Origin of the sequence: Flavobacterium sp. CG_9.10, from assembly GCF_015752245.1 — a bacterium.
Classification (GTDB): domain Bacteria; phylum Bacteroidota; class Bacteroidia; order Flavobacteriales; family Flavobacteriaceae; genus Flavobacterium.
Genome location: NZ_JADOVD010000011.1, coordinates 112,308 through 133,775, shown reverse-complemented (window position 1 = coordinate 133,775; position 21,468 = coordinate 112,308). Strand labels below are relative to the sequence as shown.

20 protein-coding genes, 1 pseudogene and 1 riboswitch are annotated in these 21,468 nt (G+C 32.9%); of the genes and pseudogenes, 18 read left to right on the top strand and 3 right to left on the bottom strand.

What is annotated here, in order from left to right; all coding sequences use genetic code 11:
* Nucleotides 1-87: 87 nt before the first annotated feature.
* Nucleotides 88-1,173 (bottom strand): DNA polymerase III subunit gamma/tau, encoded by a 1,086-nt coding sequence (gene dnaX / locus IWX84_RS11175; protein ID WP_196850835.1) that lies wholly within the window; start codon nt 1,171-1,173, stop codon nt 88-90.
* Between the two features lie 343 nt (nt 1,174-1,516).
* On the opposite strand from dnaX, the gene IWX84_RS11170 reads away from it, so the two are divergent.
* The 13 genes and pseudogenes from IWX84_RS11170 to IWX84_RS11110 all read left to right on the top strand — a co-directional run bounded on the left by IWX84_RS11170 (nt 1,517) and on the right by IWX84_RS11110 (nt 15,192).
* The gene (locus IWX84_RS11170) at nt 1,517-2,758 is read left to right on the top strand and encodes an HD domain-containing protein (protein WP_196850834.1); all 1,242 of its coding nucleotides are present in this window, start codon (nt 1,517-1,519) and stop codon (nt 2,756-2,758) included.
* A 27-nt stretch (nt 2,759-2,785) separates the two neighbouring features.
* Entirely contained in the window at nt 2,786-3,829 is a 1,044-nt protein-coding gene (gene lpxD, locus IWX84_RS11165; protein WP_196850833.1) for a UDP-3-O-(3-hydroxymyristoyl)glucosamine N-acyltransferase, read from the top strand.
* Complete coding sequence (locus tag IWX84_RS11160; RefSeq protein ID WP_196850843.1) at nt 3,822-5,210, top strand: bifunctional UDP-3-O-[3-hydroxymyristoyl] N-acetylglucosamine deacetylase/3-hydroxyacyl-ACP dehydratase; 1,389 nt, start codon at nt 3,822-3,824, stop codon at nt 5,208-5,210. Before lpxD ends, IWX84_RS11160 begins: the two co-directional genes overlap by 8 nt.
* 71 nt (nt 5,211-5,281) lie before the next feature.
* The gene (gene lpxA / locus IWX84_RS11155) at nt 5,282-6,067 is read left to right on the top strand and encodes an acyl-ACP--UDP-N-acetylglucosamine O-acyltransferase (protein WP_196850832.1); all 786 of its coding nucleotides are present in this window, start codon (nt 5,282-5,284) and stop codon (nt 6,065-6,067) included.
* A gap of 52 nt (nt 6,068-6,119) precedes the next feature.
* Complete coding sequence (gene efp, locus IWX84_RS11150) at nt 6,120-6,686, top strand: elongation factor P (RefSeq protein ID WP_196850831.1); 567 nt, start codon at nt 6,120-6,122, stop codon at nt 6,684-6,686.
* 69 nt (nt 6,687-6,755) lie between these two features.
* Nucleotides 6,756-7,685, top strand: a complete 930-nt coding sequence (locus IWX84_RS11145) for a UDP-3-O-(3-hydroxymyristoyl)glucosamine N-acyltransferase (protein WP_196850830.1) — start codon at nt 6,756-6,758, stop codon at nt 7,683-7,685.
* 1 nt (nt 7,686) lies between these two features.
* Entirely contained in the window at nt 7,687-8,049 is a 363-nt protein-coding gene (locus IWX84_RS11140; protein ID WP_196850829.1) for a nuclear transport factor 2 family protein, read from the top strand.
* Between the two features lie 87 nt (nt 8,050-8,136).
* Nucleotides 8,137-9,009: a succinate--CoA ligase subunit alpha gene (gene sucD / locus IWX84_RS11135; RefSeq protein ID WP_196850828.1), complete on the top strand. Its 873-nt coding sequence runs from the start codon at nt 8,137-8,139 to the stop codon at nt 9,007-9,009.
* Nucleotides 9,010-9,222: 213 nt separating this feature from the next.
* The gene (locus tag IWX84_RS11130) at nt 9,223-9,645 is read left to right on the top strand and encodes a hypothetical protein (RefSeq protein WP_196850827.1); all 423 of its coding nucleotides are present in this window, start codon (nt 9,223-9,225) and stop codon (nt 9,643-9,645) included.
* A gap of 109 nt (nt 9,646-9,754) precedes the next feature.
* Nucleotides 9,755-9,851: riboswitch (SAM-I-IV-variant riboswitch) on the top strand.
* 58 nt (nt 9,852-9,909) lie between these two features.
* Nucleotides 9,910-11,232, top strand: coding sequence for a Na+/H+ antiporter NhaC family protein (locus IWX84_RS11125; protein WP_196850826.1), 1,323 nt, complete (start codon nt 9,910-9,912; stop codon nt 11,230-11,232).
* A gap of 168 nt (nt 11,233-11,400) precedes the next feature.
* Nucleotides 11,401-12,147, top strand: a complete 747-nt coding sequence (fabG, locus tag IWX84_RS11120; protein WP_196850825.1) for a 3-oxoacyl-[acyl-carrier-protein] reductase — start codon at nt 11,401-11,403, stop codon at nt 12,145-12,147.
* A gap of 95 nt (nt 12,148-12,242) precedes the next feature.
* Nucleotides 12,243-14,270 (top strand): hypothetical protein, encoded by a 2,028-nt coding sequence (locus IWX84_RS11115; RefSeq protein WP_196850824.1) that lies wholly within the window; start codon nt 12,243-12,245, stop codon nt 14,268-14,270.
* 24 nt (nt 14,271-14,294) lie between these two features.
* Nucleotides 14,295-15,192: pseudogene (locus IWX84_RS11110) on the top strand (LysR family transcriptional regulator).
* Between the two features lie 9 nt (nt 15,193-15,201).
* Here IWX84_RS11110 and IWX84_RS11105 read toward each other — a convergent pair.
* On the bottom strand, nt 15,202-15,942 hold the full coding sequence (locus IWX84_RS11105) for a YoaK family protein (RefSeq protein WP_196850823.1): 741 nt from the start codon (nt 15,940-15,942) through the stop codon (nt 15,202-15,204).
* A gap of 97 nt (nt 15,943-16,039) precedes the next feature.
* Here IWX84_RS11105 and IWX84_RS11100 point away from each other — a divergent pair, with 97 nt between their 5' ends.
* Nucleotides 16,040-17,038: a zinc dependent phospholipase C family protein gene (locus tag IWX84_RS11100; protein ID WP_196850822.1), complete on the top strand. Its 999-nt coding sequence runs from the start codon at nt 16,040-16,042 to the stop codon at nt 17,036-17,038.
* Nucleotides 17,039-17,100: 62 nt separating this feature from the next.
* On the opposite strand, the gene IWX84_RS11095 is transcribed toward IWX84_RS11100, so the two are convergent.
* Nucleotides 17,101-19,200, bottom strand: coding sequence for an LTA synthase family protein (locus IWX84_RS11095; protein ID WP_196850821.1), 2,100 nt, complete (start codon nt 19,198-19,200; stop codon nt 17,101-17,103).
* A gap of 176 nt (nt 19,201-19,376) precedes the next feature.
* Between IWX84_RS11095 and IWX84_RS11090 the strand changes: the two genes are divergently transcribed.
* From IWX84_RS11090 to IWX84_RS11075, 4 genes are read left to right on the top strand one after another with little or no spacing between them, the layout of a single operon-like run.
* Nucleotides 19,377-19,808 carry a ubiquinol-cytochrome c reductase iron-sulfur subunit gene (locus IWX84_RS11090; protein ID WP_196850820.1) on the top strand — a complete coding sequence of 144 codons (432 nt, stop codon included), beginning with the start codon at nt 19,377-19,379 and terminating at the stop codon, nt 19,806-19,808.
* 20 nt (nt 19,809-19,828) lie between these two features.
* Nucleotides 19,829-20,263 (top strand): thioredoxin family protein, encoded by a 435-nt coding sequence (locus IWX84_RS11085; RefSeq protein WP_196850819.1) that lies wholly within the window; start codon nt 19,829-19,831, stop codon nt 20,261-20,263.
* A gap of 5 nt (nt 20,264-20,268) precedes the next feature.
* Nucleotides 20,269-21,258: an FAD:protein FMN transferase gene (locus IWX84_RS11080; RefSeq protein WP_231385471.1), complete on the top strand. Its 990-nt coding sequence runs from the start codon at nt 20,269-20,271 to the stop codon at nt 21,256-21,258.
* Nucleotides 21,251-21,460 carry a DUF4266 domain-containing protein gene (locus tag IWX84_RS11075; RefSeq protein ID WP_196850817.1) on the top strand — a complete coding sequence of 70 codons (210 nt, stop codon included), beginning with the start codon at nt 21,251-21,253 and terminating at the stop codon, nt 21,458-21,460. Before IWX84_RS11080 ends, IWX84_RS11075 begins: the two co-directional genes overlap by 8 nt.
* The last annotated feature ends 8 nt before the right edge of the window (nt 21,461-21,468 follow it).

Below are 21,468 nucleotides of genomic sequence, written 5' to 3'. Positions count from 1 at the left end.
TTACTGCGATAGTGTCATTACTTTCGAGCTTCGACTTTTGAGTTTCGATTATTGAGTAATCACTATTTCTAAAATAGGTAGGTGGAATTATAAATTTGTCAACTTTTTTTTTTCTCCATCAAAAGTGATAGAGGCAAGTTGCATCAAACAAAGTTCAACAAGCAATCGCTGGTTTTGACTTAGTTTGTATTTTAAATCGCAATCATTTGCAATTTCAATTCCTTTTAATAAAAAATCTTGACGGCAGTTTTGTGCTTGTATGCCATAAATTTTCTGCGCTTGTTCACCCACTTCCAATAACGATAAAGTTGAAGGCGTTTTGCTTACCAATAAATCTCTGAAATGAGAGGCTAATCCGGCTACAAAATGATGAGAATCAAATCCTTTAGAAAGAATGTCATTAAAAGATAATAATAATTCAGGAATTTTATTTTCCAAGATTAGATCCGTCACCTTGATGTACGTTTCATAATCTAAAACATTTAGATTTTCTGTAACGGCCTGACGTGTTAAGTCTTTTCCACAAAACGAAACGACTCTATCAAAAATTGATAACGCATCGCGCATCGCTCCATCCGCTTTTTGGGCAATAATATGCAATGCATCGTCTTCAAAAACTACGCCTTGACTTGTCGCAACTTCGGCAAGATGTTCTTTGGCGTCTTTTACAGTGATTCTTTTGAAATCAAATATCTGACAACGAGACAATATCGTTGGAATAATTTTATGTTTTTCGGTCGTAGCCAAAATGAAAATGGCATGCTTTGGCGGTTCTTCGAGTGTTTTCAGGAAAGCGTTGAAAGCTGCCGAGGACAGCATATGAACCTCGTCAATAATATATACTTTGTATTGTCCTGTTTGTGGCGGAATCCGTACTTGATCAATCAGGTTTCTGATATCATCAACTGAATTATTTGAAGCAGCATCTAATTCGAAAACATTAAAGGCAAAATCTTCGTTTGGATCATCATAACCCGGCTGATTGATTTTTCGAGCCAAAATACGAGCGCAAGTAGTTTTTCCAACTCCTCTAGGTCCTGTAAATAATAGGGCAGAGGCAAGATGATTGGTTTCTATGGCATTTAATAAAGTATTGGTAATGGCTTTTTGTCCTACCACATCTTTAAATGTTTGAGGTCTGTATTTACGTGCCGATACTACAAATTGTTCCATAGAATTTTTATTCGAAAGCAAATATAGGATTTGAAAATTCAAAAACCAAATTCCAAATTCAAATCTAAAAATTAAAAATAAATTAATTTTTAACGTGTTGGGTGAAATTAAATCATTTGAATTTTTACGGAAAAACAGGTCTGTAAAACATTGTCCCGTCTTGAAATAACGATACGTAAAAATTATTTTAAAATTCCAACTTAAATATAGCGAGTGTTTTATTTTGTTATAGCCGTTTCCATCTGTACAAAATCACTATATTTTGTTTGAAAACGCACCCAAATCGTCCTTTGTGGTTATACAATCTAATTTGTCTATATTTGTTCACCAAAATAAAGTTATAGTGAGTCAAATCAATAAGCTAAAAATATTCAATGATCCCATTTACGGGTTTATTACCATTCCGAATGCCTTAATCTACGACTTAGTTCAACATCCTTATTTTCAGAGGTTACGTCGAATTTCACAAATGGGTTTGTCCTATTTAGTTTATCCTGGAGCGAATCATACCCGATTTCATCATGCTTTAGGTTGTATGCATCTAATGCAAAAAGCAGTTGAAGTACTTCGTTTTAAAGGGGTTTCCATATCTCCCGATGAAGAAAATGCATTGTACATTGCTATTTTATTGCACGATATTGGTCACGGCCCGTTTTCACATGCGATGGAAAGAAGTATTGTTGAGGATGTGCATCATGAAGAAATTTCACTGCTTTTTATGAATCAATTGAATATTGAATTTAACGGTCAGTTGAGTTTAGCTATTCAGATTTTTAAGGGGGATTACGATAGAAAATTCATGTTGCAATTGATTTCCAGTCAATTGGACATGGATAGAATGGATTATCTAAAACGAGATAGCTTTTATTCGGGAGTGGCAGAAGGAAATGTCAATTCGGAACGACTGATTCAAATGATGAATGTGGTGGATGATTTCTTGGTAATTGAAGAAAAGGGCATCTATTCCGTGGAGAAGTTTCTGATGTCAAGACGATTAATGTATTGGCAGGCGTATTTACACAAAACCAGTTTAGTAGCCGAGTTAATTTTGACGAAAGTCTTAAAACGAGCTAAAGAATTGACAATAAAAGGAGTAAAATTACCATGTAGTGAACCGTTACAGTTTTTTATGCAAAATAAGGTTACGATGGATAATTTTGATGCTTCTACATTAGATTTATTTTCTCAACTAGATGATTTTGACATTATTAGTGCATTAAAAGCATGGCAAAGACAGGATGATTTTATATTGTCATCTCTTAGCAAAATGATTGTAAACAGGGATTTATTAAAAATAAAATTAACTAGCGAAAAAGTTTCTTTAGAAGAACTGCAGCCATTGAAAGAGCGTTTTGCGATGGAAAATAATATTTCTTTATTGGAGACTAATTATTTTATTTTTAAAGGCAAGATAAAAAACCAAGCCTACAGTAAAGAAGCGGAACCGATACGTATTTTGAAAAAAGACAGAACAGTAGAAGATGTTATTGAATCTTCTGACCAACTGAATTTAAAATCATTATCTAAATTGGTTACTAAATATTATATCTGTTTCCCAAAACAACTTGTAGAAATGAACATTTAAAATCTATTTTTTTATATTTTTGTCGCAATGAAATTTACAGCAGAACAAATAGCGGGTATATTAGAAGGTGAGGTTATTGGTAATCCCAAGGCTGAAGTGAATCAGTTGTCTAAGATTGAAGATGGAAAAGTAGGCTCATTAACTTTTTTAGCAAATCCAAAATACAATAACTTTATATATACAACAGAGGCTACAATTACGATTGTGAATAAAACTTTTGTTCCTGAAACACCAATAAAAACGACTCTTGTAAAAGTGGAAGATGCTTATATGTCTTTTTCTAAATTATTAGAATTTTATGATCAGGCAAAAGGAACTAAAAATGGAATTGAACAGCCCTCTATTATATCAGATACTGCAAAATATGGAGAGAACTTATATTTAGGCAGTTTTAGTTATTTAGGACAACAAGTGATATTAGGCGATAACGTAAAAATTTATCCTAATTGTTTTCTAGGTGATAATGTTGTAGTAGGTAATAATGTAACTATTTTCGCTGGTGCAAAAATTTATTCGGATACTATTATCGGGAATAATTGTATCATAAATTCAGGAGTGGTAATAGGAGCTGATGGTTTTGGTTTTGCACCAAATCCAGATGGAAGCTATACTAAAATCCCGCAAATAGGAAATGTAGTTATTGAAGATAATGTGGACATTGGATCTTGTACTACTATAGACAGGGCTACGATGGGATCTACAATTATTAGAAAAGGAGTCAAGCTGGACAATCAAATTCAGATTGCCCATAATGTTGAGGTAGGAGAGAATACTGTAATTGCAGCTCAAACGGGCGTTGCGGGTTCTACAAAAATTGGAAAAAATGGAATGATTGGTGGTCAGGTAGGCGTATCAGGACATTTAACGATAGGAAATAATGTTCGCATTCAGGCTCAATCTGGTGTTGGAAGAAATATAAAAGACAATGAGACTTTGCAAGGAAGTCCCTCATTTGGTTACAATGATTTTAGTAAATCATATGTTCATTTTAAGAATTTGCCAAAAATTGTCGCGGAAATAGAAGAATTAAAGAAACAAATATTAAACCAAAAAAATGGAAAAAATGGTTAAACAGAAGACCATCAAAACGGAAATTTCACTAACTGGAGTTGGATTACATACAGGAAAAGAAGTAAAAATGACTTTCAAACCTGCTCCAATAAACAATGGTTTTACTTTTGTTCGAGTAGATTTGGAAGGAAGCCCCGTTGTTGAAGCAGACGCAAATTACGTTGTAAACACACAAAGAGGTACTAATTTAGAGAAACTTGGTGTTAAAATACAAACGCCAGAACACGTTTTAGCGGCATTAACTGGTTGTGACTTAGACAATGTTATCATTGAACTAAATGCTTCAGAACTTCCTATCATGGATGGTTCCGCTAAATATTTTGTTGAAGCGCTTGAAAAAGCAGGTTTAGAGGAGCAAAGTGCAAAACGTAATGTTTATGTAATAAAAGAGGTCATTTCTTTTACCGATGAAGCTACGGGAAGCGAAATATTAATCATGCCAAGTGATCATTATAGTGTGACTGCCATGGTTGATTTTGGGACTAAAATTTTAGGTACTCAAAATGCCACGATGAAAGGGATTTCCGAATTTAAAGAAGAAATTTCAGAATCCAGAACCTTTAGTTTTCTGCATGAATTGGAATCATTATTAGAAAACGGACTTATTAAAGGAGGTGACTTGAATAATGCTATTGTATATGTTGATAAAGAAATATCAGCAACAACGATGGAGAATTTGAAAGTTGCTTTTGGAAAAGAAACCATTAATGTGAAACCAAATGGGATATTAGATAATCTTACTTTGCATTATCCAAATGAAGCCGCTAGACATAAACTGCTAGATGTAGTTGGAGATTTAGCATTAATTGGAACAAAAATACAAGGGAAAGTAATTGCCAATAAACCAGGACATTTTGTAAATACACAATTTGCCAAAAAAATGGCGAAAATTATAAAAATAGAACAAAGAAATTATGTTCCAGTTTATGATTTAAACTTGGAGCCATTGATGGACATCCATAAAATCATGGCTGTTTTGCCTCACAGACCTCCGTTCTTATTGATTGACAGAATCATTGAAATGTCTGAAAGTCATGTGGTGGGAATGAAAAATGTTACGATGAATGAAAATTTCTTTGTTGGACACTTTCCTGAAGCACCAGTTATGCCAGGCGTTTTAATTGTTGAAGCAATGGCACAAACTGGAGGGATTCTTGTGTTGAGTACGGTTCCGGATCCTGAAAATTATTTGACTTATTTCATGAAAATTGATAATGTAAAGTTCAAACAAAAAGTGCTGCCTGGTGATACTTTAATTTTTAAATGTGATTTAATAACTCCGATAAGAAGAGGTATTTGTCACATGCAAGCTAATGCTTACGCAAATGGAAAACTAGTTGCGGAAGCGGAGTTAATGGCTCAAATTGCAAAAAAACAGTAATTTTTTTTGTTGATTTGGTTAATCGTATATTCGGTTAATCGATTAAACAGTTAAACGATTAAATAAAGAATATGAATCAACCATTAGCGTATGTTCATCCAGGCGCCAAAATCGCCAAAAATGTAGTCATTGAGCCTTTTACCACCATACACAATAATGTTATTATTGGAGATGGAACATGGATTGGTTCAAATGTTACCATTATGGAAGGAGCAAGAATTGGAAAAAATTGTAATATTTTTCCAGGTGCAGTTATTTCAGCTGTCCCGCAGGATTTAAAGTTTGGTGGAGAAGATTCTTTAGCGATAATTGGAGACAATTGTACGATTAGAGAATGTGTAACCATTAATAGAGGGACTATAGCATCAGGGCAAACGACATTGGGTAACAACTGTCTAGTAATGGCTACCGCACATATTGCTCACGATTGTCACATTGGGGATAATGCTATTATTGTTAATGGTGTAGCTCTTGCGGGTCACGTTACCGTAGGGAAGTTTGCAGTAATAGGAGGCTTGGCAGCCATCCATCAATTTATTCAAATTGGGGATCATGCTATGATATCTGGTGGATCTTTAGTTAGAAAAGATGTTCCTCCATATACAAAAGCGGCTAAAGAACCTTTATCCTATGTTGGTATTAATTCTGTTGGTTTAAGAAGACGTGGATTTACAACCGAAAAAATTAGAGAAATTCAGGATATATACCGAATTCTTTATCAAAAAAATTACAACACCACGCAAGCTTTAGGAATTATTGAAGCCGAGATGGAAGCGACACCGGAGAGAGATGAGATTATTGATTTTATCAGAAATTCATCAAGAGGAGTAATGAAAGGATATTCCGGGAATTACTAAAAACAATTTCAGTTAGCACAAAATAAAAATATTAATAAAAATAAACAATATAATGGCATCTACATCAGATATTAAAAACGGATTGTGCATCAAGTACAACAATGATATATACAAAATTATAGAATTTCTTCACGTAAAACCGGGGAAAGGACCAGCTTTTGTTAGAACAAAATTAAGAAGTTTAACTAATGGAAAAGTATTGGATAATACTTTTTCTGCAGGACATAAAATTGAAGAAGTACGTGTTGAAAACCATAAATTTCAGTATTTATACCCAGAAGGGGATTTATTCCACTTTATGAATACAGAGACTTTTGAACAAATTTCTTTGAATAAAAACATCTTAGACTCACCAGATTTATTGAAAGAAGGAGAAAATGTAATGGTAAGCATTAATACCGAAACTGATTTACCTCTTTCTGTTGATATGCCGGCATCTGTGATACTAGAAGTTACTTATGCTGAACCTGGAATTAAAGGAAATACCGCAACTAATGCTACAAAATCAGCGACTGTTGAAACTGGAGCTACGGTAAATGTTCCTTTGTTTATCAATGAAGGTGATAAAATTAAAATTGATACTACATCGGGTTCTTACATGGAACGCGTAAAAGAGTAAATTACAGTTTTCAGTATTCAGTTTGTAGTCAAGCTGAATACTGAACATTGAATATTGAACACTAAATTTATGAAATTCCCCAAAGTTTACTCTTTAGAAGAAATTGCCAATATTATCAACTGTGAATATGTGGGTGATGCAAATTTTGCAGTATATGGAATGAATGAAATCCATGTTGTCGAATCAGGCGATATTGTTTTTGTAGATCATCCTAAATATTACGATAAAGCATTAAATTCAGCCGCTTCCATTGTTTTGATTAACAAAAAAGTGGACTGTCCTGAAGGAAAAGCACTTTTGATTTCTGATGATCCTTTTAGAGATTTCAATAAATTAACCCATCATTTTAAACCGTTTCAATTTTCGAATGTTTCAATAGCTACTTCAGCTTTAATTGGACAAGGGACTATTATACAGCCAAATACATTTATTGGAAATCATGTTGTAATTGGTAAAAATTGTCTAATTCATTCTAATGTTTCCATTTACGATTATACCGTAATTGGAGATAATGTAATGATACATGCAGGATCAATTCTTGGAGCAGATGCCTTTTATTATAAAAAACGTGCTGAAGGTTATGATCAATTGCTTTCAGGAGGAAGAGTTGTAATTAAAGATAATGTTGGAATTGGAGCACTTTGTACCATTGACAAAGGAGTTACGGGCGACACGACAATTGGCGAAGGGACAAAAATTGACAATCAAGTGCATGTGGGTCATGATACAGTAATTGGGAAAAACTGTTTGATTGCTTCGCAAACTGGAATAGCGGGATGTGTAATAATTGAAGACGAAGTTACTATTTGGGGACAAGTAGGAACCACCAGCGGAATCACTATAGGCGCAAAGGCAGTTATTCTAGGTCAAACTGGAGTTACAAAATCTGTTGAAGGCGGAAAATCCTATTTTGGTACACCAATTGAAGAATCAAGAGAGAAATTGAAACAACTGGCTAATATTAAAAAGATACCCGAAATTTTAAATAAATTAAAATAATATGTCTGCAAAGGAAATTGTTCAGAAATTTTATAAATCAGATGCACTAATTGATAGCGATGTCATGAAAGATTTTTTGCATCCTGATGTTCTTTTAGATTGGAATAGCAGTAAAGGATTTTTGCAGCTGAATTATGATTCTTTATTGAATTTATCTGATGATTTGAGTAAAGCTTATGTGCGATCTAAAGTAAGAGTAAGCCAAATAATAGCTGAAAATGATATGATTTCCGTGCGGTATTCTCATTTTGTGAAAACGATAGAAAACCCAAGAGAAGAAATGTTATTGGCACATTTTATGGCAATTTGGCAAATAAAAGATAATAAGTTATTCAGAGGGTATCAAATGAGTCAATTATCATAATATATTTTGATAAGAAAAGGCATCAAAATAATTTCGAAAACCTTACTTTTGCATAACAATTTATAAAAATCACATAAAATATATATCATGAGTGTTTTAGTTAATAAAGATTCCAAAATAATTGTTCAAGGATTTACAGGAAGTGAAGGAACTTTCCATGCTTCTCAAATGATTGAGTACGGAACAAATGTTGTAGGTGGTGTAACTCCAGGAAAAGGGGGGACCACTCATTTAGATCGTCCTGTTTTTAATACTGTAAAAGACGCTGTGGAACAAGCAGGAGCAGACACAACTATTATTTTTGTACCACCAGCTTTTGCTGCTGATGCAATAATGGAAGCTGCTGATGCTGGAATTAAAGTAATTATTGCAATTACTGAAGGAATTCCTGTAGCTGATATGATTAAAGCTAATAGTTATGTTAAAGAAAGAAAGGCAAGATTAATTGGTCCTAACTGTCCTGGAATAATTACTCCAGGTGAAGCAAAAGTAGGTATTATGCCAGGTTTTGTTTTCAAAAAAGGTACTGTTGGAATTGTTTCTAAATCAGGAACATTAACGTACGAGGCTGCAGACCAAGTAGTAAAACAAGGTTTAGGAATTACTACTGCTATTGGTATTGGTGGAGATCCAATCATTGGAACAACTACAAAAGAAGCAGTTGAATTATTGATGAATGATCCAGAAACAGAATGTATCGTAATGATTGGTGAAATTGGTGGACAATTAGAAGCTGATGCTGCTCATTGGATCAAAGCTGATGGTAACCGTAAACCAGTTGTAGGTTTCATTGCAGGAGTTACCGCTCCAGCAGGACGAACAATGGGACATGCAGGTGCAATCGTTGGTGGTTCTGACGATACAGCCGAAGCTAAAAAACAAATCATGAGAGAATGTGGTATTCATGTAGTGGATTCACCAGCTGAAATTGGTAAAAAAGTTAAAGAAGTTTTAGGATAATTTTTTTCTAAATTAAATATTTTAAAAGCCTCACATTTTGTGGGGCTTTTTTATTATAAATGGAATTAAAGAAATACCTTTGCACTTTATTAAAAATAGCTGTTTTAATGGTTTAATTTTAATAAAGAACAAACATAAACGAATGGTTTAGATGATTCTCACGATTTTGTGAGCTTTTTTTACGGAAGCCAATTCAAATAAAAATAAAATAGTATGTACAAGGAATTAAAAAAATTCAAAGTTAGCAATCAGTTTTCATTTACAATAGATGATAGTTTAGAAGAAGTTTGTAATGCTTCTGAAGGATCTGGCGTGTTTTTGGTTTATGTAGTTGGGGAAGAAAAAGAGTTAATTATGGTTGGTTCTACTGGGACTGTTCAAAATGACGGAACTTTGAAAATCAAAAATGGCGGTTTGAAAGATAAAATTGTAAACGGTCATCAATTTGCAAAAACGGGAAGAAAATATTCTTGGCCTGCACAAATGAAAATCGAAGATATTAGTTTGCTAGAAGTAGTTTGGTATGAAACATTCAATGATAAAACTAAAGGTATCCCAACTTTTGTCGAAGGACAAGTTTTACAAAATTTCTTGGATGAAAATGGAAGATTACCAAAATGGAATGTGGCTTTCTAACTCATTTCAATTTATATAATTACAAAAAGCTTTACTTCGGTGAGGCTTTTTTTTTTTGAAAAAAAATACGTAGTATATCGTTTTTTACTTAATGATGTATTACTTTTGCAGCCGTTATCACGAATCCTGTAATAGGATAGCAACCTGCAGCAACAAGCAAGGTGCTAAAACGATAAGCCAAATCCTTTGGAAAAAATGTTGTTTTACATTCCCATTATTAGCTTTTGTTTTTCGTCATAATTAATTCATTTTAAAATTTATTTTATGACTGTTTTTTTGAAAAAAAGAGGAAATCCGTACGCTTTGATTCCCTTGTTTGTTTTTATTTTTACTTTTTTGGGTGCTGGAATTGTTTTACATGATTTTTATGCATTTCCATCTCCGGTCGCCGTTTTAATTGGAATTATAGCGGCTTTTTTATTATTCAAGTCTTCCACTGATGAAAAAGTGACCACTTTAATTGCAGGTTGTGGCGAAAGTAAAATCATGACGATGTGTTTGATTTATTTGCTTGCGGGTGCATTTGCCGTTGTGAGTAAAGCTATGGGAGGCGTTGATGCCGTTGTTAATTTAGGAATCAGTACCGTAGATGTGGCTTATTTTCCATTGGGAATCTTTTTGATTGCCAGTTTTCTGTCGACTGCCACCGGAACGTCTGTAGGGGCAATTGTTGCCTTAGGACCTATAGCAGTGACATTAGCAGATAAAAGTGGCGCATCGTTACCACTAATTTCTGGTGCTTTATTGGGTGGTTCGATGTTTGGAGACAACCTTTCGATGATCTCTGACACTACTATTGCTGCAACACAATCTTTGGGCTGCGAATTAAAAGACAAATTTAAAGTCAATTTGTTTATTGCGTTTCCTGCAGCAGTAATTACAATAATTTTATTCTTTTATCTAGGTCTAAATTCAGATATAGTGTCGGTTGACCTCCCAATAAATAGATTTGAATGGATTCCTATTATTCCTTATATCGTGGTAATATTTTTGGCTTTGTTTGGAATAAATGTTTTTTCGACTTTAATTATTGGAACTATTTTAGCGGGTATCATAGGTTATATTGGAGAGTCTTTTACCGTATTGGAGTTTATCCAAAAAATATATGAAGGTTTTATCAGTATGACTGATATCTTTTTGTTATCGATGCTGACGGGCGGTTTAGCTTCGATGGTGGAGAAAGCTGGCGGAATTGATTATCTATTGCACCAAATAAAAAGACGGATCAAAAGTAAAAAATCGGCACAGGCAGGAATCGGTGCATTGGTGGGTTTTGCTAATTTGGCAATAGCCAATAACACCGTTTCAATTGTAATTACCGGACCTATTGCAAAGGAGATTAATGACGAATATGATTTGAATCCCAAAAAGACAGCCGCTATTTTAGATATCTTTTCTTGCGTTGTTCAGGGGGTTTTACCTTATGGCGCACAAGTCTTGTTAATTTTAAGTTTTGCTAAGGGCAAAATAGACTTTTTTGATTTAATCAGTAATGCGTGGTACCATCTATTTTTATTAAGCTTTACTTTACTGGCAATTTACAGTTCGAATTGGGATAAATGGGTTGATAAAAATTTTAAAGTATAAAGTTTGGCTAGCTTGAACGTTTATTGAATTTGAAATTTTTTTTAAAAAGTAATTATTCTATATTTGACGTATGGAAAGTAGTCCTGATAGAAGCACATCTCGTGTTTTGGCATGAGTGCAACGTATCGCGGCAATAGCTTCAAATAAATATTAAATTAATTTTAAAACATGAAATTACTAGAAGGAAAAGTTGTTATAATTACTGGCGCAAGTCGAGGAATTGGTAAAGGAATTGCAGAGGTTTTTGCGAAAAATGGTGCAAATGTTGCTTTTACGTACAGTTCATCTGTTGAATCAGCTTTAGCTCTGGAAAATGAATTGAACGCTCTTGGAATTAAAGCTAAAGGATATCAATCTAACGCTGCTGATTTTAACGAAGCGCAAACTATGGTTGACGCAGTAATTGCCGAATTCGGAACTGTTGATGTTTTAATTAATAACGCTGGGATTACCAAAGATAATTTACTGATGCGTATGTCTGAAGCCGATTTTGATCAAGTAATTGATGTCAATTTGAAATCAGTTTTTAATATGACTAAGGCCATTCAAAGAACTTTCTTGAAACAACGTTCAGGATCTATTATTAATATGAGTTCTGTAGTAGGAGTGAAGGGTAATGCGGGGCAGACCAATTATGCGGCATCGAAAGCAGGTGTTATTGGATTTACAAAATCAGTTGCATTAGAATTAGGTTCTCGTAATATTCGTTGCAACGCGATTGCACCAGGATTTATTGAAACAGAAATGACCGCTAAATTAAGTGATGATGTGGTACAAGGATGGAGAGACGGAATTCCATTGAAACGTGGAGGTACAACTGAAGATGTTGCTAACGCTTGTCTTTTCTTTGCTTCGGATATGAGTGCGTATGTAACAGGTCAAGTTATGAACGTTTGTGGAGGAATGCTTACTTAGCATAAGTTAATGATTCAAAAATTTAAAGATTTAAAGATTATTTATTGAATATTTGTTTTAAATTCTTAAATTATTCAATCTTTTAATTCGGGTATATGACAACAACTACTATTTTATTGATTATACTTTCATTAGTCGTAGCAGGTGGTTTGTCATTTTATCACTATTTATACAAAGCCAAAAACAAATCTAAAGTCAGTTTGTTTTTGGCTTTTTTGCGTTTTGCTTCTATTTTTTCGATTTTGTTATTGCTTATAAATCCAATTATTACAAAAAATACATTAGAAATTGTAAAAACACCTTTGGCTGTTGTTGTGGATAATTCCAATTCTATTACTTTTTTAAATGCTAATGAAAAAGCATTAGAAATGTATAAAAAGATCACCTCAAATACTGCTATTCAAGATAAATTTGATTTGCAAACGTATCAATTTGACAGGGAGTTTGAACCGTCTTCGACATTTAATTTCAAAGGAACACAGACCAATCTTGAAGCAATTGCCAAAAACCTAAAAAGTATCAATAGAAATGTTATTTTTCCAACGGTAATTATCACTGATGGAAATCAAACTTCGGGAAATGATTATGTGTACAGTTTTGATGCTTCGAATAAAGTATTCCCTATAATAGTAGGCGATACAACAAAATTATTTGACTTAAAAATCAATCAACTGAACGTAAATAAATATGCTTTTTACAAGAATAAATTCCCGGTAGAAGTTTTTTTACAGTATTCAGGAACCAAAAGTGTCTCTGCCGATTTTAGTATTTCTCAAGGAAATTCGGTATTGAGTAAGCAAAGTATTTCATTTTCTCCATCGAAAAAAACAGCGACCATTAATTTACTTTTGCCAGCCAACAAAGTAGGTTCACAAGTTTTTAAAGCTAGTATATCATCGAAAGAAAAAGAAAAAAATACCTTCAATAATAATAAGAATTTTGCGGTAGAAGTTATCGATCAGAAAACAAATGTGGCAATTATTTCGGCCATAAATCATCCAGATATTGCTGCTTTAAAACACGCCATAGAAACTAATGCACAACGTAAAGTAACTATCGTTAAGCCAAATGAAATCAAATCGTTACAGGATTATACTGTTTTAATTTTATACCAACCAACTGGTGAATTTAAATCTGCTTTTGAGGGTGCTAAACTAGCGGGAGTTAATACTTTTATCATTACCGGAAACAACACTGATTTCAATTTTTTGAATGAACAACAAAATAGTTTATCATTCAGGTTGAGTGGTCAAAAAGAAGATTATCTAGCTGGATTTAATTCGCAATTTAATTTGTTTGCGATTGATAACATTGGATTTGAAAATTTCCCTCCGTTGCAAAATCCTTTTGGAAACGTGACTGTCACTGGAAATGTTTCGGTTTTGCTTTCGTCTAAAATTAGAAATATAGAAACGAATTCCCCTTTATTAGTTTTTACGGAGAATCAAGGAAAGCGCTCTGCTTTTCTTTTAGGTGAAAATAGTTGGAAATGGCGTTTGAAAAGTCATATCGATAATCAGTCATTTGAAAAATTCGATATTTTTATAGATAAGATTATTCAATTTTTGGCTTCCAATAACGCAAAAAAACCATTGGTTGTGGAGCATGAAAGTTTTTACAATTCAGGAGAAGCAATCGAAATTACCGCTCAGTATTTTAATAAAAATTATGAATTTGACGAAAAAGCACGATTGACCATCGCTGTTTCCAATATTAAAACCAAGCAAACGAAAAACTACGATTTATTAAAAGCAAATAATTCTTATAAAGTAAATCTTGACGGGCTTACTGCAGGGAGTTATAATTTTTCGGTAAAGGAATTAAATTCAAAAACTACCTATAGCAGTCATTTTGAAATTCTGGATTTTGATATTGAAAAACAGTTTGTAAATCCGGATGTAGAAAAATTATCTCAATTAGCTCTGCAGACACAAGGGAAAGCCTATTTTCCAGACCAAACAGATGCTCTAATAAAATCGCTTTTAGAAAATGAAGAATACAAATCCATTCAAAAAAATAATGTAACCAAAACGCCTTTAATTGATTGGGTTTGGTTATTGGTTTTGATTTCGATTCTTCTTGCAACAGAATGGTTTGTTAGGAAATACAATGGATTGCTGTAGTTAATCCAAATAAAAATCAGAAGTATGGATTTTAGACTAAAAGTATTCTTCACTGTTGCCAATAGATTGAGTTTTACAAAAGCGGCAAGTGAATTATTTATAACCCAGCCTGCCATTTCCAAACACATTCACGAACTGGAAGAAGAATATAAAATTAAGCTTTTTGATAGGAATGGTTCCAAAATTTCAATTACAAAAGCGGGCGAATTATTATTGAAACACACAAAAAATATATTTGAAATATATCGTGAAATAGATTTCGATTTGAGTGCGCTGATTAATCAACAACAAGGAACGTTACGATTGGGAGCCAGTACGACGATTTCTCAATATGTTATTCCGCCACTTTTGGCACGTTTCCATCAAAAATCACAGGATATTAAAATCAATTTACGCAATGGGAATACGGAGCAAATTGAAAATGCTTTATTGAACAAAGAAATTGAAATAGGAATTGTAGAAGGGCAATCTAAAAATCAGTCGATTAAATACACCCACTTTTTAAAAGATGAATTAGTGTTGGTTTGCAATAATAAAAATCCATTAGTAAATAAAAAGCATGTCACAAAAGAAGATTTTAAAACTATGCGTTTTCTAATGCGCGAGCAAGGATCAGGCACACTGGAAGTTATTGAATACGCTTTGAAACCTTTTGAAATGAAACTTTCTCAATTGACTGTTGAAATGCAATTAGGAAGCACCGAAAGTATAAAATCATATCTTATGAATTCTAATTGCGTTGCCTTTATTTCTATCCACGCCATTAACAAAGAATTAAAAAACAATGAACTTACTATTCTTAATGTTAAAGATTTAATGATTGAACGGTTTTTTTTATATTATTACGTTACAAGGAAAAACAAGCTCTCTTTCGGATTTATTTATTAAAAATATTACGAGTTATTATAATCTAAATTTGTAATTTATTTTACTAATTCATTTTATGATGGAAGGTTTTTCTTTTGATCACATGAAATTGAAGTCGGATATAATCATATAAAAGTGCCACCAAAAGAAAAAATGCTGCTAAAAAAAGTGTTTTCATTTCCAAAAAAAGATACATAAAGCCTCCGGAAAAACATCCTAGAAAGAAGAAAATTATAATCGATAATCGTAAGTAAATACTAGTTTTTAATTTTTTAGTTTCTTCCGGCTTTTTGTAAAAAAAAAGTTGTGATAATTCTATTCCAAGATCCGTAAAAAGTCCAGTCAAATGCGTTGTTCTGACTGTAGATTGGGAAATTTTTGTTACCAAAGAATTTTGGATACCCATGGCGAAAAGCATAGAAAAAGCAATCCATTTTCCCGCCAATGAAGATAATTGCGATTCTCCTCCGAAAACGCCAACAGCAATCAATACAATTATTTCTAATGATATGGGAATGACATGAGATAAATCAGGGTGCTTTTTCGAAATTAATTCTGCCAAAAAATTCGAAGTAAAAGAACCTATCAAAAAGAAAATGGTAAAAACAAAAAATGTAATGGCGGCGGAGTAATTATGTTTCATAACCTCTTCCGCAAAATAGGCGAAATGACCCGTAACATTTGTGGTTAATGTTTTTATGGACAAAACACCCGTAACATTAACAATTCCAGCTACAAACGACAATAAAGTGGCCAAACGAAGATTGTGAATAAAAGTTCTGTTTTTTCCTTGATGACGAAACATTTCGATATATTTTTTTAAATTAACAGAATCTTAAACTGATTTTTTTAAAATAACGATTTAAAGAAATATATTTGTCTTTCAAAAAAAAATAAATTTAATGAAAAATTTTAAAATTAGACCTACACTTATTGTCTTATCTGCAATAAGTATTACTTTTTTTCTTTTATCATGGGGAATTGTCGGACATGAACGAATCAATAATGCAGCGGTAATGGCACTCCCAAAACCATTACAGACTTTTTTTTATAATCACATCGATTTTATAACGCAAGAATCAACAGTTCCTGATCTAAGAAAATCTGTTTTGAGTGATAAAGCTGAAAATCCCCGTCATTATTTTGATATGGAGAATTTTGGTTCTGTAGAAACTTTTCCTAGATCTATGGAGGAAGCCAAAGTAAAGTATGATGAGAAATTTTTATCTAATAATGGAACATTACCATGGTACATTCAAGATATGATGGTTAAATTGACTAAGGCCTTCAAAGAAAAAAGAAAAACAGAAATTTTATTTATTGCCGCTGACCTTGGGCATTATATCGGGGATGCACACATGCCGTTGCACACGTCTGCTAATCATGATGGTCAAAATACCAATCAAAAAGGGATTCATTCTTTATGGGAAAGTCGTTTACCGGAATTATTTGTTAAAGATTATAAATTTAATGTAGAACAAGGTAAATATATTGAAAATGTAGATAAAGCAACATGGGATATAATTCTTGACACGCATAGTTTAGTGGAACCTTTATTGGTCATTGACAAAAAATTAAGAACAGCAACTCCTGAAAATAAAATGTACGTGGTGGATGAAGCTGGAAAGATTGTAAAGAACAAATATGGCGGAGTACTTTATTCTGATGAATATGCAGGTAAATTGCACACTGAGTTAAACGGAATGGTCGAAAAACAAATGAAAAAAGCGATTACTGCAACAGCTAGTTTTTGGTACACGGCATGGGTAAATGCAGGTAAACCGGATTTAAGTAATCTAGATACTGCAGCACTTACAAAACGAAATAAAAAAGGATTAAAGAAGGATTTAAAATCATTTTATAAAGGAGATCTTTTTGGTTTAGTGAATGAAAAAGAATAATTTTTTTAAGAAATTAATCTAAAAAAAACGGGTGAGATAGTAGTCTCACCCGTTTATTTATTTTAATTCACTTTCTGATATTTTTTTTTCTTCAATATATCCGAAGCCGTTTGATAGTAAGAAATCGTTTCCTTTACTAAATCGGTTCTTTCTTTAATGACAGGATTTTGGTCGTAATAGATTTGAAAATCAGGAGCTGTTTTTTGATCTTTTTTCAAAGTCAGTTGAAATTGGTTGACTTTTTGTTTAGGTGAAATAATAGTCAATACATTATCTTTTATTAATCCTAAATCCTGATAAGTCGCTATAAATGCTCTGGGTTTATAATCGGATTTTAAAACATCCTGACCATAGAATTTACTTTGGTAATTAAAATTCAACAACCCAAATAAGGTTGGCATTATATCTATTTGCGACATTAAGTTGGTATATTTTTGAGGTTGAATGTAACCTGGACTATAAATCATTGCGGGAATTCTATATTTATCAACTGGTAGTTCTGTCTTTCCTGCACTTGAAGCACAATGATCGGCTAAAATAACAAAAACGGTATTGGCAAACCAAGGTTGTTTGCTTGCCATGGCAAAGAATTTCTTCATCGCAAAATCCGTGTATTTTACTCCGCCATCTCGAGATTTTGCATCGCCGGGAATATCTATTTTATTATTAGGATAGGTAAATGGCCTGTGATTACTCACCGTCATGATATGATTAAAAAACGGTTTGTTTTCCTTTGCTTCATTATTCATAACTTTTATGGCTTTGTTGTACATATCTTCATCACATACGCCCCAAATGTTAGCAAAAGTAATTTCTTCTGGCGTGAATGCTTTTTTGTCAACAATTCCGTAGCCATTTCCAGCAAAGAAATCTTCCATGTTATCAAAAAAGGCATCTCCACCATACATGAATTTCACATTATATCCTTTTTGTTTAAATATATTTCCAGTCGAAAATTTGTTTTTATTGTCTTTTCTTTTAACCACACTTTCCCCGGCGGTAGGAGGGAAACACAAAGTTACAGCTTCAAGACCTCGCACCGTCCTATTTCCAACGGCATAAAAATTGGTAAAGAGCAAACTTTTTGTCGCAAGACTATCAAGAAAAGGGGTAAGGTTTTGCTCATTTCCATACACTTTCATAAATTCGGCACTATAACTTTCTATTGTAATTAATACCACGTTCTTATGATTTTCAGCAGCTTCACTTTTTATTTGTCTCAAAATATTCTCGCCTGAAGTAGCAGGTATTTGCCTATGTAATTGGGCGTACACCTCATTATTTGGCATTGTTTTGTAAAATTTAAAATAGTCCAATTCACTGTTTACAAAAGCCAAGTAAAACCTATAAATACCATTTGCTTCTAATTCATTTGCAAAAATATTTTGAGAGTTTTCTCTGGTAGCTAAAAAAGGAATTGCCAAGAAAGAAAGACCAAAAAGCGTAAGGTAAATTCCGGAGATTTTAATTTTATCAACAAATGCCGGAATACTTTCAATATAATTTTTTGATCTTTTTACGATAAGATATGTTACCAAAGCCGCAATAATAAACAATCCTGAAAACAATGGAATAACTGGATAAGATTGCATAATATTCCCGATTACTTCATTGGTGTAAACCAAATAATTGACCGCTATGAAATTATATTTTACGCCAAATTCGTTCCAAAAAAAGTATTCGCTGATACTATTTTGCAAAATGAGAATTACATAAAGGAAGATAACAAAAGTGAACAACCAGAAACGGATTTTATTTCTATATTTTGGTAGAAAAAGCAATAAACCAAATAAAATAGTTTTAATAGCGATAAAAGTTATTCCTATGGCAGGTAAAGCACCGCCGTATTCATTAAGAATGGTGTTTCCGAGAGAAACGTACAATAACAAAGCCACTAACAATCCGAAAATAATATATCCGGTTGGATTTAGATATTTGGAATTGGAAATAAAAATAAGATACAGCCAAAGAAAACCACTGACAAGAACGAAAACAAAAAAATCCGAAAGTAATCCTAACGTGAATATTTTTACGATATCAATAAAAACAAATGAACTTTGAGTGATGGGATGAAATACTAAAAAAATCCTTAAAACTATACTGACAATAATGTAAAAAATTAAAAGGTTGTAAAAAGGAGAAAATTTTTTCGAAAGCGTCATTGTCTATTATTTTTTTGCAAAAATAAGTAAATTGTAACAATAAAAACAGGAACTTTAAACGGTATTGCAATCTTAATTTTGGCTTAAGAAGATTAAATTTTAACAATATTAGGTTATATTTAGAGTTAATTTGTACAAGTGCAATACTTTTAACGAAATATTCAAAAAAAATAAATATGAATAGGAAAGATTTTTTTGCAAAAGTAGGTTTTGGAGCTGCAGCCGCATTGTTGCCTGCTTGTATAGCTGGTATTGCCTCAAGTTGTTCGAGTGATAGTTCTTCTACTTCCACACCAGTTCCTGCTCCAGCTAGCGTAGATTTTATACTTGATGTGAGTACAGGTTCCTTAAATGCAAATGGGGGTTTTCTAGTTACAAATGGCATCGTCGTTGCCAGAACAAATTTGGGAACTTTTATAGCTGTATCCGCTTCTTGCACACATGAAGGGACTAACGTAAATTATAATGTTTCAAATAATAATTTTGTTTGTCCAAATCATAACGCAAAATTTAGTAGCACTGGTGTCGTTACGCAAGGCCCAGCAAGCACTAATTTAAAACAATACAACACTTCTTTAACGGGAAATACTCTTAGAGTATATTCATAATCAACAAACGATTAGTAAACATGAAAAAGACAATGTTATTGATGTTACTTTTTACAGTAGCACTGGGTTATTCACAAGACTGGAAAACCAATTTTGACGTTTCAAAAAAAGAAGCTACAAATGAGAATAAGAATATTTTACTCGTTTTTTCAGGTTCTGATTGGTGCGGACCTTGTATTAAATTAGAACGAGATATATGGAAATCTGGAGAGTTTATTGAGTATGCAAAAAACAATTTGATTTTAGAGCGCGCTGATTTTCCGAAGAAAAAACAAAATCAACTGGCTGTGGAAATAAAAAAACAAAACCAAAGCCTTGCTGAAAAATATAATAAAGATGGTATGTTTCCATTAGTTTTACTTCTCGATAAAAACGGGAAAGTACTTGGAAAATTGGGTTATAAAAACGTGTCTTCAAAGGAATATATTGGCTTGCTTCAATCATTTGTAAAATGAAATCAATGAGATTATTTATTTTCATCCCTTTCTTTTTTACAGTTGCATTAGCTTCAGCTCAGGTAACCCAAAAAAGAACTTTATCGATGTTAGGAAGTCCTTTTGAGATGACTGTGGTTGCTAAAGATATTCCTGAAGCCGATTTATATATTGATATGTCCGTCGCTGAAGTATCTCGTATTGAAAATCTAATATCCGATTGGATTCCTACGACTCCCATTTCACAGGTAAATAAATATGCTGGAATAAAGCCTGTTGAAGTTCCTCAGGAGGTTTTGGATTTAGTAGAACGTTCGATAAGAATATCCGAATTAACATCCGGTGCTTTTGATATCAGCTACGCTTCTATGGACAAAATTTGGAAATTTGACGGAAGTATGACTCAAATGCCAACTCAAGAAGCAATTAAGAATTCTGTTTCGAAAGTTGGATACAAAAATATAATTATAGACAAAAAGAACAGCACCATTTTTCTGAAAAACGAAGGAATGAAATTAGGTTTGGGAGGAATTGGGCAAGGATTTATAGCAGATAAAATTAAAGCTTTACTCACTTCCAAAGGTGTTGTAGCCGGAATTGTAAACATATCTGGAGACATTAACACTTGGGGAAAACAGACTAATGGTGAAAAATGGAAAGTGGGTATTAAAAATCCATTGAATAAGAACAAGATATTTGCTACATTTCCTTTGGTAGATAGTGCTGTAGAAACCTCGGGGAGTTATGAAAAATATGTAACTTTCAATGGAAAAAGATATTCGCATATTATAGACACGAGAACCGGCTATCCTGCTTCGGGTGTTATAAGTGTTTCGGTTTTTGCAAAGACCACGGAATTTGCTGATGCCTTGGCAACGGGTATTTTTGTAATGGGAGTTGATGTTGGCTTAGATTTAGTGAATCAATTGCCAGGAATTGGATGTATTTATGTTGACGAAAACGGAAAAATATTTGCCTCAAAGAATATAGATTTAAAAAAATACAAAGATGAATAAAATAGTGCTTTTTGTAATTCTAATTGTTGTGATGCAATCTTGTGTAGCGGTAAAAGAATATGATAAACAATTTATCAATGATCCAGACATGAAATTAAGTGCAAAAACGGCAGAACGATATGAAACAACATTTCAAGTTTATCGTGAGGCTGCCGCTGGAGCAAATGGAGGAAAAACTGGTGGTGGATGTGGTTGTAATTAATGAAGGAC

What these genes read in the sequence shown, in the direction of transcription:
- IWX84_RS11095 (WP_196850821.1), bottom strand. Translation starts at nt 19,200, where the DNA reads ATGACGCTTTCGAAAAAATTTTCTCCTTTTTACAACCTTTTAATTTTT.
- IWX84_RS11130 (WP_196850827.1), top strand. Translation starts at nt 9,223, where the DNA reads ATGTACAAGGAATTAAAAAAATTCAAAGTTAGCAATCAGTTTTCATTT.
- sucD (WP_196850828.1), top strand. Translation starts at nt 8,137, where the DNA reads ATGAGTGTTTTAGTTAATAAAGATTCCAAAATAATTGTTCAAGGATTT.
- IWX84_RS11080 (WP_231385471.1), top strand. Translation starts at nt 20,269, where the DNA reads ATGAGATTATTTATTTTCATCCCTTTCTTTTTTACAGTTGCATTAGCT.
- IWX84_RS11140 (WP_196850829.1), top strand. Translation starts at nt 7,687, where the DNA reads ATGTCTGCAAAGGAAATTGTTCAGAAATTTTATAAATCAGATGCACTA.
- IWX84_RS11160 (WP_196850843.1), top strand. Translation starts at nt 3,822, where the DNA reads ATGGTTAAACAGAAGACCATCAAAACGGAAATTTCACTAACTGGAGTT.
- efp (WP_196850831.1), top strand. Translation starts at nt 6,120, where the DNA reads ATGGCATCTACATCAGATATTAAAAACGGATTGTGCATCAAGTACAAC.
- lpxD (WP_196850833.1), top strand. Translation starts at nt 2,786, where the DNA reads ATGAAATTTACAGCAGAACAAATAGCGGGTATATTAGAAGGTGAGGTT.
- IWX84_RS11105 (WP_196850823.1), bottom strand. Translation starts at nt 15,942, where the DNA reads ATGTTTCGTCATCAAGGAAAAAACAGAACTTTTATTCACAATCTTCGT.
- fabG (WP_196850825.1), top strand. Translation starts at nt 11,401, where the DNA reads ATGAAATTACTAGAAGGAAAAGTTGTTATAATTACTGGCGCAAGTCGA.
- IWX84_RS11085 (WP_196850819.1), top strand. Translation starts at nt 19,829, where the DNA reads ATGAAAAAGACAATGTTATTGATGTTACTTTTTACAGTAGCACTGGGT.
- IWX84_RS11075 (WP_196850817.1), top strand. Translation starts at nt 21,251, where the DNA reads ATGAATAAAATAGTGCTTTTTGTAATTCTAATTGTTGTGATGCAATCT.
- lpxA (WP_196850832.1), top strand. Translation starts at nt 5,282, where the DNA reads ATGAATCAACCATTAGCGTATGTTCATCCAGGCGCCAAAATCGCCAAA.
- IWX84_RS11125 (WP_196850826.1), top strand. Translation starts at nt 9,910, where the DNA reads ATGACTGTTTTTTTGAAAAAAAGAGGAAATCCGTACGCTTTGATTCCC.
- IWX84_RS11115 (WP_196850824.1), top strand. Translation starts at nt 12,243, where the DNA reads ATGACAACAACTACTATTTTATTGATTATACTTTCATTAGTCGTAGCA.
- IWX84_RS11090 (WP_196850820.1), top strand. Translation starts at nt 19,377, where the DNA reads ATGAATAGGAAAGATTTTTTTGCAAAAGTAGGTTTTGGAGCTGCAGCC.
- IWX84_RS11100 (WP_196850822.1), top strand. Translation starts at nt 16,040, where the DNA reads ATGAAAAATTTTAAAATTAGACCTACACTTATTGTCTTATCTGCAATA.
- IWX84_RS11145 (WP_196850830.1), top strand. Translation starts at nt 6,756, where the DNA reads ATGAAATTCCCCAAAGTTTACTCTTTAGAAGAAATTGCCAATATTATC.
- dnaX (WP_196850835.1), bottom strand. Translation starts at nt 1,173, where the DNA reads ATGGAACAATTTGTAGTATCGGCACGTAAATACAGACCTCAAACATTT.